This window comes from Leuconostoc fallax KCTC 3537 (assembly GCF_000165675.1).
Lineage (GTDB): Bacteria > Bacillota > Bacilli > Lactobacillales > Lactobacillaceae > Leuconostoc_B > Leuconostoc_B fallax.
Window position 1 is genome coordinate 88,911 of record NZ_AEIZ01000015.1, and the last position, 17,909, is coordinate 106,819.

Consider the following 17,909-nt stretch of genomic DNA (forward strand, 5'->3'; position numbering starts at 1 on the left):
TTCTGCCATACCTTATATTATTTGATCATATACTGTCATTCAGATAATAATGACCAACCGATATTCTATTCTACAGATTTTCTTTAGGTTTACAAGCCCATTTTTAGTCCACAATAAAAAGAGCCCAATTAGGCTCTTACTTTAACTTATCTTGCTCATAAGTATGTATACGTTCTAAATTCGCAAAGCTTTGTTGACGTAGGGCTTCGTACAACACAATGGCAACGGTATTCGATAAATTCAATGACCGAATGTGCGTATCATCCTGTGGAATTCGAATCGCTTTTTCAGGATTTTGGCGCATAAACACTTCAGGTAAACCAGTCGTTTCTTTCCCAAATAAGAAATAATGATCACCATCAGTTGCCTGATAGTCTGGCTGTGAATAATCTTGATTAGCAAATTTTGATACCAAATAAAGATGATCCGTTGGCTTTAATGTGTCCAAGAAATCGGGTAAGCTTGGATGCTTAACTAATTGTACATGTTCCCAGTAATCTAGCCCTGCACGTTTGACATGTTTATCATCTAGTTCAAAACCTAACGGCTCAATTAAATGCAAGACAGCATCTGTTCCTGCTGTTGTACGGGCAATATTCCCAGTATTAGCCGGCATTACCGGCTCAAACAATACGATATGATTTGTCATGATTCTTTTGTGTTTCCTTCTAATTTTTTAACTGAATTATCCATTTCCGATGTCGTAGCGTGTGCATCTTCTGCAAATAAATCAGAATTCGTACGCCACCATTCATAAATGTGCGTAACCAATACCTTAACAACCGCATAGGTTGGCACACTCAATATGATACCTAACACACCGAATATGTGTCCCCCTGTTAGCAAAACGACAATAACGGTCACTGGATGAATTTTAAGTGCACTTCCCAAGATTTTAGGTGCAATGACATGCCCTTCAATTGGTTGCTCAATCACGAGAACAATAAGTGCAAACAATACCAACTTTGGTCCACCAGCAACTAGAGCAACGATAAAAATCGGTACTTGCGCCAAAATAGAGCCAACATACGGGATCATATTGAACAGCCCAGCCATGAATGCCAATAAAATACCGTATGGCAAACCAATAATCGTATACCCAATTGAAAACATGATAATAACAGCCAATGCGACGCCCAGCTGACCACGAATATATTGTGCAACTTGTTTGCTTACTTCTTGTAAAACACTTTGCAAGGATGTTTGTGCCTTACTTGGTAATTTATCAGCGATGAAGCTAGATAATTTATTTCCATCTAATAACATATAGAATAAAATAAATGGTGAAGCCACTAGTGTCACACCAACTGTGGTTAATGTTGATGCAATTTGCCCAATACCACTCACACCGCTTTGCAGATACTTGCGACTCCAATCGGCCACAGTTTGGTTAATGTCAGAATTGGTATTAGATAGCCATTCTCTCACCGTTTGAAATTCCGATGTTGCAAAAGTATCGTTAATTACCCGCTGACTATTTTGCCAATAATTTGGCCAATTATCTACTAAACCGCTCACTTGATCACTAATAATCGTCACCGCTATCGTGACAATCAATGCTAGAATAGCCAATACCGCCACCAATACTAAACCTACCGAAAACTTTTTAGGCATTTTAGTGTGAGTATTTAGCCAATTAACAACAGGAATCAAGAGATAATACAAAACACCTGCAATAATGATGGGTGCACCAACCGCCGTAAATAAGGCACGCATTGGTTCAATGATAAATCGAATTTGATAAATCATGAAAATAATGAGCAAAACGAGTAGTGCCATAATGAGGCCATTTAAAACATTATTTCCAGAAAACCAACGTTGATACCAATTTGTTTTATTTGATGGTGATTTCATAAAACACCTCCCAGAGTTATGCCCTTATTTTATCATGAAAATGTTTGCTTTTTATGTGAAAAGGCTTACATATATGATAAAATTGTGGTGTGTAACACAATATCAAATCTATTTTAGGAGAAGCATCATGACAACACATAAGATTCTTTTCGGTACTTATACTAAGCGTATCTCTAAAGGGATTTACGAAGCAGAATTAAACACAGAAACGAAACAATTGACTAACCCGCAATTTATTGGTAGCTTAACTAATCCTACTTATTTTGCGCTTTCACAGGCTAATAAATTATATGCCGTTGAAAATCGTGATGGCCAAGGTGGTGTCGTAACGATGGACAACAGCGCGCGCCCATTACAGGAACTAGAAGTACATCTCAGCGAAGGATCAGCTCCTGCATATATCGGTGTTGATGAAGCACGCCAACTTGTTTATGCTGGTTATTACCATCGTGGTAGTGTTGAGGTATACCGTATTGATGCCAATGGTAAGCTAACACTGAGTGATACTTTCCAAAACGAGGGATCAGGTCCACGCCCAGAGCAAGGCTCTGCTCATGTTCATTTCAGTCACTTAACACCAGATAATCGCTTAGTCGTTGTTGATTTGGGTACTGATGAAGTGATCACCTTTGACGTATCTGATGATGGCCAATTAACAGAGATCGCGCGTTATCGTACTGATGAAGGATTCGGGCCTCGTCATATTCGTTTCTCACCAGATGGCCACTATGCTTACTTGTTGGGCGAACTTTCAAGTCTCTTAAGTGTTTTAAAGTATGATCAAGAAACCGGTCAATTTGAACATGTGATGACAGCCTCAACTATTCCAAATGATTGGACAGAGCACAACGGTTGTGCTGCACTTCGCATCAGCAAAGATGGTCGCTTTATTTATGCTTCTAATCGTGGTCACAATTCAGTTGCTGTTTTTGAAATATCTAATCAAGGTGCAGAAATTAAGCGTGTTCAACTGATTAGTACTGAGGGTGACTTCCCACGTGATATGAATTGGGATGCCAACGAACAGTTCTTGATTGTTCCTAATCAAAACACCGATAATGTTTCATTATTTGAACGTAACGCACAAGATGGTCAGTTGACACTGTTACAAAAGGATTTTGCTATTCCTGAAAGTGTACGTGTTATCTTTGAAAATTAATCACACTAAAAACCAAGTTCGCTTGGTTTTTTATTGACATCATCATAGTAAAAGCGTATCGTTAACTTGTTTAACTATCGTGAGGTCACAATAGTTATTAAAAATAAAGGTTGCCTGTGAGCAACCATTTTTAAGGAGAAAATTATGCGAAGTAGCGCATCAAAAGATATGTCCCCACTTAATGACCATCATATTGGGTCTTACCAGAAAAAGGTCATGTTCTCAACGGCTGCCGGATTTGGATTAGAAAACATGGATATCATGTTCCTATCCTTCACACTATCGTCTATCATTGCGACTTTAGGTATCTCAAGTACAGCTGCCGGATTTATATCTTCGATTACTAACTTAGGTATGCTCATCGGTGGTTTATTTTTTGGTATTTTAGCTGATAAGTACGGTCGGGTTCGTGTATTTACTTATACGATTTGGATTTTTTGCCATTGCAACTTCATTAATGTTCTTTGCTAAAAATATCTATATGATTTATGCGCTACGCTTTCTGGCTGGTATTGGTGCTGGTGGTGAATATGGTAGTGGCATGGCCCTCATCGCTGAGAGTTTTCCAAAAAGAATGGTCGCTCGAATTTCATCTATTTCTGCTGTTGGTGGTCAAGTTGGCGCCATTCTCGCAGCACTTTTGGCCGCGGTAATACTACCACACTTCAGTTGGCATGCATTATATCTCTTCGGTTTACTGCCAGTTATCTTGATTTTCTTTATTCGACGTCATCTTGACGAAAGTCCAGAATTTAAAGCATTACAAGCATCGCCACAACAGCACGTTAAAAGTGGGTCACTCAAAATCCTCTTTGCCACACCGAGTCAAGCTTGGCAAACAGTTGCTTTAACAATCATGGTAATGGTACAAATTGCGGGTTACTTTGGTTTGATGAATTGGTTACCTTCCATCATGCAAAACCGCTTAGGGCTCACAACGTCTAGTTCATCGCTTTGGATGATTGCAACAATTATTGGGATGAGTTTTGGAATGATGACCTTTGGTACTGTGATGGATAGATTCGGTGCTAGGCGTGCTTTTACAATCTTTCTAGTTGCCGCTGCTATTTCGGTCTATGTTTTAACACTTGCAACTAATAAATGGGAATTATTAGGCGCTCAAGTTTTAGTTGGGTTCTTTTCTAATGGTATGTATGGTGGTTATGGTGCTATCTTTGGCTTCTTGTATCCTACTGAAGTACGTGCGACAGCTAGTAACGCCATCATGAACTTTGGCCGCGCAGTTGGTGGCTTTTCAAGCGTTCTCATCGGTTTCTTAATGGACCACTATACCCTTGTTATCGTCATGGGCTTCTTATCAACCGCTTATATGGTGAGTTTGATCGTTATGTTATCCATTCCCAAACTAAAAACTAAAAAAGTTTAAATAAAAAGAACGCCTTAGGCGTTCTTTTTATTTGGCATATGATTCTCAATCCATTGCCATACTTCATCTTTTCCGTATTTAGTTTGTGATGAAAAGAACTGAAAGTCGCTATCTTCTGAATCGAAATTTAACGCTTTTTTATAACACTTTCAGCGTGGTTAAACTTACCACGGGCAATTTTATCAGCTTTAGTTGCAACGACTAAAATTGGCACTTTATAATAATGTAACCACTCATACATCATAATATCTTCTTCGCTTGGTGCATGTCGTGCATCGACCAAACTAACAACACCGCGCAATTGTGCACGCGATGTGATATAGGTTTCAATCATCTCGCCAAAGGCTTCTCGTTGCTTCTTAGAAACTTTCGCATAACCATAACCCGGCACATCAACAAAATAAAGCGCATCTTCCACATTATAAAAATTTAACGTCTGTGTCTTTCCGGGTTGCGCACTTGTTCTAGCCAATCCTTTACGATTAATCAAAGTATTGGTTAAAGAAGACTTACCAACATTAGAGCGACCAACTAAAGCAATTTCGGGTAAATTAGTGACTGGATATTGTGCTGGACTTACTGCACTGATTTCCATTGTTACGTTATGAACTTCCATTATTGCGTCACCTTTTTCAACTGTAGTTCTGGCTGCTCACCATCTTCAACAGTGCCTTTAGTTATGATTACTTTTGCAACATCTTCACGGCTCGGAATATCATACATAATATCCTTCATGACCTTTTCAATAATTGAACGCAAACCACGCGCTCCTGTTTTCCGATCGATTGCCAGACTTGCCATTGCTTGTAATGCTTCTGGTTGGAACTCCAAATCAACATCATCAAATCCGAGCAACGCTTGGTATTGTTTAATGACAGCATTTTTGGGCTCAGTTAAAATCCGAACTAAATCATCAATCTTTAATTCATCAAGTACTGTAATAATTGGTAACCGGCCAATAAATTCAGGTATCAAACCAAACTTGGTTAAATCTTCTGATGCCACATGACGTAAAATATTACCAGATAAAAATTCATCCGTTCGATTAGCATCCATACCAAAACCAATAACCCGCTCACCAAGGCGCTCTTTGATTAATGTATCAATACCAGCAAAAGCACCACCAACAATGAATAAGATATTTGTTGTATTCACTTGAATCAATTCCTGTTGCGGATGCTTACGTCCACCTTGTGGTGGTACGCTAGCTGTTGTGCCTTCTAGTAATTTCAAGAGTGCCTGTTGGACACCTTCTCCAGATACATCTCGTGTAATTGACACATTCTCAGACTTCTTTGCGATTTTATCAATTTCATCAATATAAATAATACCACGCTCAGCTGATTCAATATCAAAATTCGCTGCTTGCAGTAACTTTAAAATAATATTTTCAACGTCTTCACCAACGTACCCTGCTTCTGTTAGCGTTGTCGCATCAGCAATAGCGAATGGTACATTTAAAATTCGTGCCAAGCTTTGGGCCAAATACGTTTTTCCTGATCCCGTTGGGCCCAGTAAAGCAATATTCGATTTTTGTAATTCAACGTCTGTTGTTTTAACTAAACTTTCGTTGATCCGCTTATAATGATTATAAACCGCAACTGCCAATGTCTTCTTTGCTTCATCTTGACCAATCACGTAATCATTCAATTTTGCCACAATGTCATGCGGTGTTGGCAATGACAAAACTTGAGCAGCTTGATCTGCACTCAACTCTTGGTCGATAATATTTTGCGCCAATGCCACACATTCATCGCAGATATATACATTTGGACCAGCAACTAATTTTTAACTTCGTCTGCTGATTTACCACAGAAACTACAAGTAATCGTTTCATCATAATCGGTTGTTTGTGTCATATCATTTAACCTTTATTCTTAAAAATCATCAATCATCATATTCAAAATACAATGAAAAAATATAGGCGCTCACACGTCATGTTCCATTTTACCAGTTTATAATCATTGACGATATAAAAAAGCTGGACAATGTCCAACTTTTTAACTTTATCTCAGTATGTTACTTCGCAACAGCTGAATCAGTTAACTTCTTCATTGCTTCACGCATTGCAATATCATGCTTAAGCATGCTTGCTGATACAGCCGCACGAACTTGTTCAACTTCCATCTTGTAAGTCTCAGCCAAACGACTAATTTCAGCTTCAACTTCTTCATCACTCGGTTGAACATTTTCAGCCTTCACGATAGCTTCAAGAACAAGATTTGTCTTAACACGCTTTTCAGCACCATCTGTGAATTGCTTATGCATGTCATCTTCAGTTTGACCTGAAATTTGGAAGAACATTTCGCGTGAAATACCTTGTTGTTGTAATTGTGCGAAATATTGATCCATTTGACGATGAACATCTTCATCAATCATCGCTTCAGGAATCTTGTCACCGTCAACCTTGGCATTATCTACAGCCTTAGTCAATACAGCATCTTCGAAGGCTTCTTGAGCTGATTGTGCCTTTTCATCTGACAAACGTGTCTTAACTTTAGCTTCCAATTCTGCCAAAGTTTCAACTTCTTCATCAACATCCTTAGCAAATTCGTCGTCCAATTCAGGTAAAGCCTTACGCTTTAATTCATGAATCTTCACTTCAAACAAAGCTTCCTTACCAGCTAAATTAGCAGCTTGGTAATCTTCTGGGAAAGTAACGTTAACGTTAATATCTTCACCAGATACGTGTCCAATCAACTGATCTTCAAATCCAGGAATAAATTGTCCTGAACCCAATTCAAGGCTAAAGTCGTTGGCTTGTCCACCTTCAAAATGTTCACCATCAACAGAACCATCAAAGTCGATAATAACTGTGTCACCCTTTTCGGCTTTAGTGCTCTCTTCTTGCAATACAAGCTCAGCTTGGCCTTCTTGTAAACGCTTGATTTCAGCAGCAACATCTTCATCAGTTACTTTTGTATCTTGCTTGTCAACTTCAAGATTAAGGTAATCGCCTAATTCGATAGCTGGTGCAGTTGTAATAACAGCTTGCATTGTCCAAGCCTTACCTTTTTCCATAGAAACAGGTGCGATGTTTGGACGACCGACTGGTGTAATACCAGCTTCTTCAACAGCAGCTTCATAAGCAGCTGGCAAAACAGCATCCATTGCATCTTGATACAATGCTTCTTCACCAAACTTTGAGAAGAAAAATTGCTTACTAATCTTACCCTTACGGAATCCAGGAACTGATATTTTATCTTTATTACGTTGGAAAGCTTGTTCTAAACCTTCTTCAACTTGTGCGCGTGAGATTTCAAATTCTAATGTGCCTTGGTTTTTTCATCCTTGGCTGGTGTCCAGTTAGACATGATATTTCCTCCGATTTTTCAGTACCATATAATTTTAGACTAAATTTGGAATTATCACAACCGTTTTATCTGATTATTTACATGAATTCCGTGCATTTTGACGCTCTGCGATATTATTTCCAGCACGTCATCAAAAGTAATAAAAAACAGCTCATCGGCTGTTTTTTACACGCGCTGGTTGCGCAACACGTAGTACTTTAGTTAATGAAAAGAGAATCAAACCACTAGCAGTAATAATTGAAATAATCATAAGCGTTGCTCCTGTCTATTTTTTATCATTTTAGCGTGGCAAGATTAAATATAAATCAATCAAAGTTAGTAATTTCAAAAATAGCCTGTGCATAAATTGAGATTGAGCGATATAAGTCATCTAACATCGCAAATTCATTCACCTGATGCATCGTATCAGGTGAATCTGGGAATAAAGCCCCAAAGGCAACGCCGCGTGCCATAAGCCGGCCGTAGGTTCCACCACCAATTACTTGATCATGTGCTGGTAGGCCTGTTTGCTCATGATAGATGCGTAGTAATGTGGCAACCAAAGGATCGTTTGGTGATACATAATGTGGTACTTGAGCATGCCCACCGATTTGTGGTGTTACTGCCCAACCGTTACGTTGATTCGCCAGGCCTTTTTGGATTTCTTCTGGTGTAATCCCCTTTGGATAACGGAAATTGTAGTTAATATAAAGTGTATCATCTGCTTTAAAGCGTTGAATACCGACATTCATAGAAAGCGCGCCCATGACATCATCCGTATAGTTTATGCCAAACTTTTCGCCAATCGTATCATCATGAGATGGTGTACCTAGGTAAGTTAAGAATGCTTTGGCTGTGCCACCAAAGTCATATTGTTGTAAGAAATGTGCCAAATAAGTACCAGCATTCTCGCCCGTCTCTGGCATTGCACCATGCACTTGTCGACCATTAATAAGCAGGTATATTTTCCCGTCTTCTTGGCTTAGGCTCCCTGAAATTACTGGATGATGGCTCAAGTAAGTTTCAAAATCCGAAACTAGATCTTTTGTGTCACCGGTAACTGTCGCACGTGCTTTACCAGGGACCATGTTAGTCCTTAATCCAGCTTCAAAATTGTCAAGCGTCAAGGTACCACCATTGGTCGCTTGATCTTTAATCTCGATTTGAACGTTACCCTTTTCGCCATTAATAATCGGATATTCAGCATCAGGTGAAAAGCCATAAGCTGGTGCGGGTTCGACCTCAAAATAACGGTTCATGCAAGTCCAGTCATTTTCTTCGTCCGTACCAAAAATCAAACGAACACGACGTTTGAGTGGTAAATCTAATTCGGCTAAAATTTTGAAAGCATAATAAGCAGCCATTCCAGGCCCTTTATCATCAGAAGCACCACGCGCAATAATTTTATCATCCGTGACAACAGCCTCGAAAGGATCTGTTTGCCAGCCTTCACCAGCAGGCATCACATCAACGTGAGACAAAATCGCGACATAATCTTGAGCGTCTTGCGGGCCAATTTCAATATAGCCCACTAAATTATCAATATTTTTCACACGAAACCCATCGCGCTTTGCCATTGCTAATATCTTATCCAAAGCAGCCTTTGGACCAGGTCCTAGCGGTGCTTGATCTGTTGCTTGACTATCATCCCTAACACTTTCAACAGCAAGCAACGTACTTAAATCTTCAATAAATTCTGTCTTACGTTTTTCAGTTTCGTTTTGCCAATTAATTGTAACCATTTAATTATGCCTCGCATTTACTTAATATTTTTATTATACGCGTTTGTGGTTTACAATTGTTATGAAAGAGATTCAATTAGGAGAATAAAATGATAATTTTAACAGATAAAATTCTTGAAAATGTCATTAAAAAGCGACCACTACATTCTTACAAAGGAACATATGGGCGTATCGTAGTGATTGGTGGCAACCCTAATTATGGTGGCGCTGTCATAATGAACGCGCTAGCAAGCGTTTATGGTGGTGCTGGATTAGTCACTGTTGCCACAGATCCTAGTAATTTCACCGCTTTACACGCTCATCTCCCAGAAGCCATGGTGACCGATTATCACGATACGACACAGCTACAAATATTAATTAAGAATGCCGATGTTGTCTTACTCGGGTCAGGATTAGGAGAAGATGACACCGCATATCATGTATTACAAGACACTTTAGCAGCAGTCACTTTAAATCAAACACTCATTATTGACGGTTCTGCACTGAGTCTCATTGCACTACATCACTTCCCTTTACCAAATACGCATGTGATTTTAACGCCACATCAAATGGAATGGCAGCGACTAAGTCAAATCAAAATTGATGATCAAAGCCTAGAAAGAAATCAAAGCGCACTCCAACAGCTTTTCCCTGATGCCGTTTTGGTACTGAAACAGTATCACACACAAATTTATCATCAACAGCAAGTCATGTCCCTTACAATTGGTGGACCGCATCAAGCAACGGGTGGTATGGGCGATACATTAGCTGGTATCATTGCCAGTTTTGTTGCACAATTCCATTCAGCAAAATTAGTTGATTGTGTTGGTGCTGCTGTCTATACGCATTCTGCGATTGCAGATGAACTAAGTATCACGCAATATGTCACTTTGCCTACGCAAATTAGTATGGCATTACCAATTTTCATGAAAAACATGCCAATTAACTTTAATAATAAAAAACGTTTTGTAATTTTCTTCAAAACGTTTTTTAGTTTATTCATAAATGCGCATGCCATCTTGAATACCCAATAAATTATAACCTGTTGATCGCATAGCTGTTGTAGTGTCGATTTGTGAACGCGTTAGCTGTTGCTTGAATATATCTTCATATGTTGCAACAGACACTACTTGACGTTTTTCTAATAAATCATGCAATAACGTCTTTGGAACATATTCCTCAAAGTTAGATTGTAACGTGACACTATAAAGTTCGGCTTCAGCGCCACTGCCATAACTAAAGACCGCAATATCATCGCCTGATTGTAGATCACTCGCATGACACAATAAGGATAACAAACTCAAATAAACTGAACCAGTGTACAAATTACCCACTTGTCGACTAAACCGTTGACTTTCCTGTAGATGATTCATTAATAGGCTTTGTTGTTGTTCTGTCGCTTGTGGCAAAATTTGTAATAAAGCTTTTTTACCCATTTTAGTATAAGGTAAATGAAAAACAAAAGCGGATAATTCATCAATACTTTTGTGATTTTGCTGTACATAACGTTGCCACAATGTCATAAACATTTCTTTATAAACATCTGTTGATAGATGTCCATCGACTATTGCTTCACTACGATCTAATGGTCGCCAAAAATCCATCACATCGCGACTCATATAAACAGAATCATGATTAATACTTAAGATTTTAGGATTTGCTGCAACAATCATCGCAACTGCCCCGCCACCTTGGGTAACCTCTCCAGGTGTAGCTAGACCATAACGTGCAATATCAGCCGCAATAACCAATACCCGCTTTTCTGGATGCAAGGTAACATAATCACGAGCTTGCATTAGACCATACGTTCCCGCATAGCATGCCTGTTTCATTTCAATTGTTCGTGAGAATTCGGATAATCCCAAAAGACGTTGAATATACATTGCACTTGATTTTGAATTATCAATACCTGATTCAGTTGCTACAATGACCATATCAATTTTTTGGCGATCCTGATCATCAATAATTTGTTTTGCAGCATTTGCTCCCATTGTCACAATATCTTCATTGGGTGGTATAACTGCCTGATAATCCTGTCCAATACCAATTGTATACTTATCTGGTTCATCCCCTCTGGCTTTAGCTAATGCGACTAAGTCTAAAACATAGCCTGGTGTATAAAAACCAATTTTGTCAATACCAACTACTGTCATCTATTTGATCCTTCTTCATTTACTTCTCTGCATATGTATCTAGCAAAAAAGCAACGCTATTACGCTGCTCAATTATTTAGTACAATGCTTTTACTTTTTCTTGAATACTTTCAGAATTGATGAAATCATCATATGTTGTATCAATACGATCAACTGCACCTTTATGGCTCACTTCAACGACATGATTAGCTGTCGTTGCCAAGAATTCATGGTCATGCGATGTCATGACGATTGAACCCTTAAAATCAACAACCGCATCGTTTAATGATTGAATCGATTCCAAATCCAAATGGTTTGTTGGATCATCCATTAGCAAAACATTGGCTTTTAATAACATCATCTTTGCCAAAACAATACGTACCTTTTCACCACCAGATAATACATTAATTGTCTTTAACGCATCGTCTCCACGGAATAACATCTGACCTAACATACCACGTAAACTGGTGTTGTCCTTTTGCTCTTCATCTGCAAAATCACGAAGCCAATCTAAAATGACTGCATCTTGTTTATCAAAATTATCATTCAAATCTTTCGCAATGTATGAACGTGACGTTGTTACACCCCAAGTCACTGTACCACTATCTGGCTCTAAGTCACCGGCAATAATTTGCATCAACGTTGTCGTTGCTAAATCTGAGCGTGATAGAATAGCAATTTTATCACCGGGACGTCCAATAAATGACACATTATCTAATACTTTTTCACCATCAATAGATTTTGAAATATTTTCTACACGTAACATATCATTACCAAGTTCACGATTAATCTCAAACTTGATATACGGATATTTACGTGAAGATGGCTTGATATCATCTAATGTAATTTTATCTAATTGCTTTTTACGCGCTGTTGCCTGTTTAGATTTAGAAGCATTGGCAGAGAAACGCGCAATAAATTCTTGTAATTGTTTAATCTGCTCTTCTTTTTTAACATTTTGGTTAGATTGTAATCTTTGTGCTAATTCTGAAGATTCCCGCCAAAAATCATAGTTTCCCACAAACGGCGTAATTTTGCCAAAATCAACATCCAAAATGTTCGTTGAAACAGCATTCAAGAAGTGACGATCATGAGAAACAACAATGACTAAGTTAGGGAAATCAGCCAAGAAATCTTCTAACCAATTAATCGTTTGAACGTCCAATCCATTGGTTGGCTCATCAAGAACCAAAATATCAGGATTACCAAATAAAGCTTGGGCCAACAATACTTTCACTTTATCATTTTCTGTCAATTCGCCCATCATTGTGTATTGCATGCTGTCGTCAATACCCAATTTATTCAATAATTGACCTGCTTCAACTTCAGCATTCCAACCATTCAACTCTTCAAATTCTGCACCTAACTCCGCAACTTTCGCACCATCAGCGTCATTAAAGTCTGGCTTAGCGTATAAAGCATCCATCTCTTGTTTAACTTGGTATAGACGTTGGTGCCCCTGAATCACAGTATCCATCACAGAAAATTCATCAAAAGCAAAGTGATCCTGCTGCAAAGAACTCATACGTTCATTATCACCAATAGCGATAGTACCTTCTGTTGGTTGTAATTCACCTTGTAATAATTTTAAAAATGTTGATTTACCAGCACCGTTTGCACCAATAATGCCGTACGTGTTGCCAGGTGTTAATTTCAAATTAACATCTGAATAAAGTTTTTTCCCTGAGAAACTAAAACTCATGTCTGCGACTGTAATCATTAGGGTTTATTCCTCCATAAAATAACGCATTTCAGCGTATTTTTCACTTTCTCTAGCATAACAGAAAAAGCGCGAATTTTCGCGCTTTCCTCTATTTTTTATCCCAAGTCTCTGGATCTCTTTTCCAATCTTGTAACGTAGCAATTTGATTTTTATCTAACTCACCACGTGCTATAGCGGATTCCATCAATTGTGTATAGTTTGTTAATGACGCATATTGTGTTTCAGCTGCTGCAAAATTTTTCTCACCAGCTGGTAATTCATAAGAGAATATACTCGTCACACCCGAAACAATACCTCCGGCATCTTGTACAGCTTTAACGGCGCCAAGTACTGACCCACCTGTTGAAATCAAATCATCAATTAACACAACATGACGATTATTGACATTGGCACCTTCAATTTGACGTCCGGCGCCATGATCTTTAGGCTTACTTCGCACATAAATCATAGGTAACTGCATCACTTCTGCAACCCAGGCTGCATGAGGAATACCAGCAGTTGCAACACCACCAATAATCTCAACATCAGGATACAATTCTCTGATAAGTTGTGCTAGACCTTGTGCAATGTTACGTCGCACTTCTGGAAAGCCAATCGTCATCCGATTATCAGTATAAATTGGACTTTTAATGCCTGAAGCCCATGTGAAAGGTTCCTGAGGAGAAAATTTAACAGCCCCAATTGTTAATAAATCATTAGCTACACGCTGTGCATAATCAATCATTATTCACTCCATTCTTTTTTAGCTCGCATATAAGCTGTCACAGGATCTTGCGCCTTGGTAATACTACGGCCAATAACTAAACCACTCGCAGCCAATTCACGTGCTTGACTGGGTGTCGTGATCCGCTTTTGATCGTCTGCGCTATCACCTGCTAGGCGAATACCTGGCGTGATACGCAAAAATTCCGGTGCAGTCACTTGTAAAATAGGTGTCGCTTCTAAAGCTGAACTAATCGTTCCATCAATGCCTTGTTGATAAGCTAACTCTGCCAAATGCTTAACACTTTGCGTCATGGTTAACGTGGTTGATTGTGTTGATTGCATCTCAACTTCAGTTAAAGAAGTTAACTGCGTCACAGCCAATAGTTTTAAGTCAGAATTCTGTTTGGCAGCCACTGCTGCCTCTAACATCTTCGCCCCACCCATTGCATGTAAAGTAAGGTATTGAACGTCTAAACGTGTGATTGTGCGTACTGCTTGTGCAACCGTATTTGGAATATCGTACAATTTTAGATCCAAAAAGATGGTAAATCCCGCTTGTCGTAGTTCTCTGACAAAATCTGGCCCTGTCGCATAAAATAATTCCATACCAATCTTTATAGCTGGCTTAGGTTGAACGTGCTCAAATTTTTTAAAAATTGACGTGCTAAATCCGCAGTTGCAAAATCTAATGCAATAAATATTGGATGATCCATCATTACCCTCACTCATTAATTTTTAAGACATTTCCTCAGCTGAAAAACTACGGCTTTCCAAAATGTCAATAAATGCTTTGACAGTATCTAGTGCAGTAAATAATGGCACCGCATTTTCAATGGCTGCATCTCGAATTAATTGCCCGTCAGCAGCAACGCGTTCATCAGCTTCAGCCGTATTAATGACAACTTGTAGAGATTGTGAACGAATTGCCGACACAGCATTGTTATCAGATTCATCTATTTTATCCAAAACCGTAACAGCTAGATTCTCTTGTCCAAAATACTCGCCAGTTCCCGCAGTGGCAAACAAGGCAAACCCTAGGTCATAGAGGCGCTTAGCCAATTCTAGGGCTTCGGCTTTATCTGAATCTGCAACTGTAAACAATACATTACCATACTTCGGTACTTTAATATTAGCTGCTACAAAGGCCTTATACAATGCTTTTGACAGTGTCTTATCGGATCCCATTACTTCACCGGTTGATTTCATTTCTGGGCCAAGCAATGAATCAACATCTGGTAACTTCGTAAATGAGAATACTGGTGCTTTAACATGAACCATATCGCTCTCTGGCACTAAACCAGTTGTCAATCCCATATCAGTTAACTTTTCGCCCAACATCACACGTGTTGCTAATTGCGCTAGTGGCAAATGTGTGACCTTACTAATGAATGGTACTGTTCGTGATGCACGCGGATTAACCTCAATAACATAAGCAGTATTTTGATGAATCACAAACTGGACATTCATCAACCCAATTGTGCGCATCCGTTTAGCCAAGTTAATAGCAGCATTGACCATTTCATTTTGTACCTTTTGTGATAAGTACTGTGGTGGATACACACTCATCGAATCACCAGAATGCACACCAGCACGTTCAATATGTTCCATAATTCCTGGAATAACAACAGTTTCACCATCACTCAAGACATCTACTTCAGCTTCTTGTCCTTCCAAGTATGAATCAATCAAGACTGGGTGATCATTGGATACTTTAACTGCACGCTGCATGTAGTCTTTTAGCTCATCATCGTTAGCAACAATTTCCATTGCGCGGCCACCCAAAACATAACTTGGTCGAATTAAGACAGGATAACCAATTTCATCAGCAGATGTTAATGCTTCAGCGACAGTTGTTGCTGTTTTACCAACTGGTTGTGGTAATTTCAAGTCCTTAATCACTTGATCAAAGGCTTCTCTATCTTCAGCGCGATTTAAATCTTCAACCGTTGTGCCTAAAATTTTAACGCCTGCATTTTGCAAATCTTCCGCCAAATTAATGGCTGTTTGGCCACCAAATTGAACAACAACACCGATTGGCTTTTCTAATTCTGTAACGTTTAAAACATCTTCTAACGTTAGTGGCTCAAAATATAGTTTATCTGAGATTGAGAAGTCTGTTGAAACTGTTTCGGGGTTAGAATTCATCACAATGGCTTCGTATCCGGCACGTTGAATAGCTTTAACAGAATGTACTGTCGCATAATCAAATTCAACACCTTGACCAATACGAATTGGTCCTGACCCCAAAACCAAAACGGACGGCCGTTGGCTCACAATAGCCTCGTTTTCTTGTTCATAAGTAGCATAGTAATAGGGTGTTTTTGAATCGAATTCAGCCGCAACTGTGTCAACCATTTTGTAGACAGGTAAACAGTCAGCGGATTGACGAAAATCACGAATTTCTGCAGCTGTTTGGTGCCACAATTTTGCAATTGTCACATCAGCAAAGCCATTCTTTTTAGCATATTTTAGTGTTGGCAGATCATTAACATGTTCAGCTAACGCTTTTTCAATTTCAATAATATGTGCAATTTTATCTAAGAAAAAGTCATTAATTTTTGTCTTATCTTGTATGGTTTCAATAGTAACACCACGGCGTAATAAGTCAGCAATCATAAACAAACGATCATCACGTGCTGGCATCAGCATATCTAATAGTTCATCCGTCGACAAATCAGGATAAGTCATATCATCAAAACCAATGACATCGATTTCTAATGACCGCACTGCTTTTAATATGGCCTCTTCTAAGTTACGACCAATGGCCATTACTTCACCAGTAGCCTTCATTTGCGTGCCTAAATGACGATTGGCTGAAGTGAACTTATCAAATGGCCATCTTGGAATTTTAGCCACAACATAGTCCAAAGCTGGTTCAAATTCAGCTTTTGTTGTGCCTGTCACTGGATTAACAATTTCATCAAGTGTTAAGCCAACTGCAATTTTAGCAGCCATTTTAGCAATCGGATATCCCGTTGCTTTTGAGGCCAAGGCTGATGAGCGACTTACTCGTGGGTTAACCTCAATGATATAGTATTTGTAGCTTTGGGTATCCAAAGCCATCTGAATATTAACCCCACCTTCAATTTTCAGCGCACGAATAATTTTCAAAGCAGCATCACGCATCATCTGCAATTCACGGTCAGAAAGTGTCTGTACTGGCGCAACAACAATTGAATCTCCGGTATGAATACCCACGGGATCAAAATTTTCCATAGAAGCAACAACAAGCGCATTATCGCTAGAATCTCTCATTACTTCAAATTCAATTTCTTTATAACCAGCAATTGAACGTTCAACCAAAATCTGTGTAACCGGTGATAAATCTAATCCGTTCGTTGCAATTTCAACTAATTGGACATGATCTTTTGCAATACCGCCACCAGTACCACCCAACGTATACGCGGGTCGGACAATCACAGGATAACCATGCTGATCAGCAAATGCCAAGGCTTCATCTAAAGTTGTGGCAATCGTTGACTCTGGAATAGGCTCATTGAGTCGCTCCATCAATGCTTTGAATTCTTCACGATCCTCCGCTTCTTCAATAGCAGATAACTTCGTACCAAGTAATTCAATGCCCAACGCATCTAAGATACCTGCTTCAGATAAGTCTTTAGCCATGTTCAAACCAGTTTGTCCGCCAAGTGTTGGTAAGATAGCATCAGGGCGTTCTTTACGAAGAATACGTTCCATGAAATCTAAACTTAACGGTTCAATATAGACTTTATCTGCAATCTCAGCATCTGTCATGATAGTCGCTGGATTAGAATTCACTAAAATCACATAATAGCCTTCTTCTTTTAACGAAAGTGCAGCTTGAGTACCTGAATAATCAAATTCAGCAGCTTGTCCAATCACAATTGGTCCAGAACCAATTACTAATATCTTTTTAATGTCATTACGTTTAGGCATTCTAGTATGCACTCACTTTC

Annotated in this window: 10 protein-coding genes and 4 pseudogenes; 3 read left to right on the forward strand and 11 right to left on the reverse strand. The window is 39.0% G+C overall.

All coding sequences use genetic code 11. The features are described 5' to 3' along the window. Nucleotides 1-136 precede the first annotated feature (136 nt). The gene (locus LEUFL_RS0104110) at nt 137-649 is read right to left on the reverse strand and encodes a tRNA (cytidine(34)-2'-O)-methyltransferase (RefSeq protein WP_010007663.1); all 513 of its coding nucleotides are present in this window, start codon (nt 647-649) and stop codon (nt 137-139) included. Then, nucleotides 646-1,854: an AI-2E family transporter gene (locus LEUFL_RS0104115; RefSeq protein WP_010007664.1), complete on the reverse strand. Its 1,209-nt coding sequence runs from the start codon at nt 1,852-1,854 to the stop codon at nt 646-648. The genes LEUFL_RS0104110 and LEUFL_RS0104115 overlap by 4 nt, the downstream gene beginning before the upstream one ends. Before the next feature lie 127 nt (nt 1,855-1,981). Here LEUFL_RS0104115 and LEUFL_RS0104120 point away from each other — a divergent pair, with 127 nt between their 5' ends. After that, complete coding sequence (locus LEUFL_RS0104120) at nt 1,982-3,013, forward strand: lactonase family protein (RefSeq protein ID WP_010007666.1); 1,032 nt, start codon at nt 1,982-1,984, stop codon at nt 3,011-3,013. Nucleotides 3,014-3,181: 168 nt separating this feature from the next. Then, nucleotides 3,182-4,400, forward strand: a pseudogene (locus LEUFL_RS11410) (MFS transporter). 14 nt (nt 4,401-4,414) lie between these two features. On the opposite strand, the pseudogene yihA reads toward LEUFL_RS11410, so the two are convergent. The 4 genes and pseudogenes from yihA to pepV form a co-directional block, all read right to left on the reverse strand. Next, nucleotides 4,415-5,016 (reverse strand): annotated as a pseudogene (gene yihA / locus LEUFL_RS11415) (ribosome biogenesis GTP-binding protein YihA/YsxC). Beyond that, nucleotides 5,016-6,259, reverse strand: a pseudogene (gene clpX, locus LEUFL_RS11420) (ATP-dependent Clp protease ATP-binding subunit ClpX). The pseudogenes yihA and clpX overlap by 1 nt, the downstream one beginning before the upstream one ends. Nucleotides 6,260-6,419: 160 nt before the next feature. After that, nucleotides 6,420-7,658: a trigger factor gene (gene tig / locus LEUFL_RS11425; protein ID WP_193363724.1), complete on the reverse strand. Its 1,239-nt coding sequence runs from the start codon at nt 7,656-7,658 to the stop codon at nt 6,420-6,422. Nucleotides 7,659-8,019: 361 nt separating this feature from the next. Continuing rightward, nucleotides 8,020-9,435 carry a dipeptidase PepV gene (pepV, locus tag LEUFL_RS0104150; RefSeq protein WP_010007674.1) on the reverse strand — a complete coding sequence of 472 codons (1,416 nt, stop codon included), beginning with the start codon at nt 9,433-9,435 and terminating at the stop codon, nt 8,020-8,022. Nucleotides 9,436-9,524: 89 nt separating this feature from the next. Between pepV and LEUFL_RS0104155 the strand changes: the two genes are divergently transcribed. Next, on the forward strand, nt 9,525-10,448 hold the full coding sequence (locus LEUFL_RS0104155) for an NAD(P)H-hydrate dehydratase (RefSeq protein WP_010007675.1): 924 nt from the start codon (nt 9,525-9,527) through the stop codon (nt 10,446-10,448). Here LEUFL_RS0104155 and LEUFL_RS0104160 read toward each other — a convergent pair. The 5 genes and pseudogenes from LEUFL_RS0104160 to carB form a co-directional block, all read right to left on the reverse strand. Further along, the gene (locus tag LEUFL_RS0104160) at nt 10,410-11,567 is read right to left on the reverse strand and encodes a hydroxymethylglutaryl-CoA synthase (protein ID WP_010007676.1); all 1,158 of its coding nucleotides are present in this window, start codon (nt 11,565-11,567) and stop codon (nt 10,410-10,412) included. The genes LEUFL_RS0104155 and LEUFL_RS0104160 overlap by 39 nt on opposite strands. Nucleotides 11,568-11,643: 76 nt before the next feature. Further along, nucleotides 11,644-13,266, reverse strand: a complete 1,623-nt coding sequence (locus LEUFL_RS0104165; RefSeq protein ID WP_010007678.1) for an ABC-F family ATP-binding cassette domain-containing protein — start codon at nt 13,264-13,266, stop codon at nt 11,644-11,646. 91 nt (nt 13,267-13,357) lie between these two features. Further along, a complete protein-coding gene (gene pyrE, locus LEUFL_RS0104170; protein WP_010007680.1) occupies nt 13,358-13,993 on the reverse strand; it encodes an orotate phosphoribosyltransferase in 636 nt (211 codons plus the stop codon). Continuing rightward, nucleotides 13,993-14,687, reverse strand: a pseudogene (gene pyrF / locus LEUFL_RS0104175) (orotidine-5'-phosphate decarboxylase). The gene pyrE and the pseudogene pyrF overlap by 1 nt, the downstream one beginning before the upstream one ends. Nucleotides 14,688-14,709: 22 nt before the next feature. Beyond that, a complete protein-coding gene (carB, locus tag LEUFL_RS0104185) occupies nt 14,710-17,889 on the reverse strand; it encodes a carbamoyl-phosphate synthase large subunit (protein ID WP_010007685.1) in 3,180 nt (1,059 codons plus the stop codon). Nucleotides 17,890-17,909: the final 20 nt, after the last annotated feature.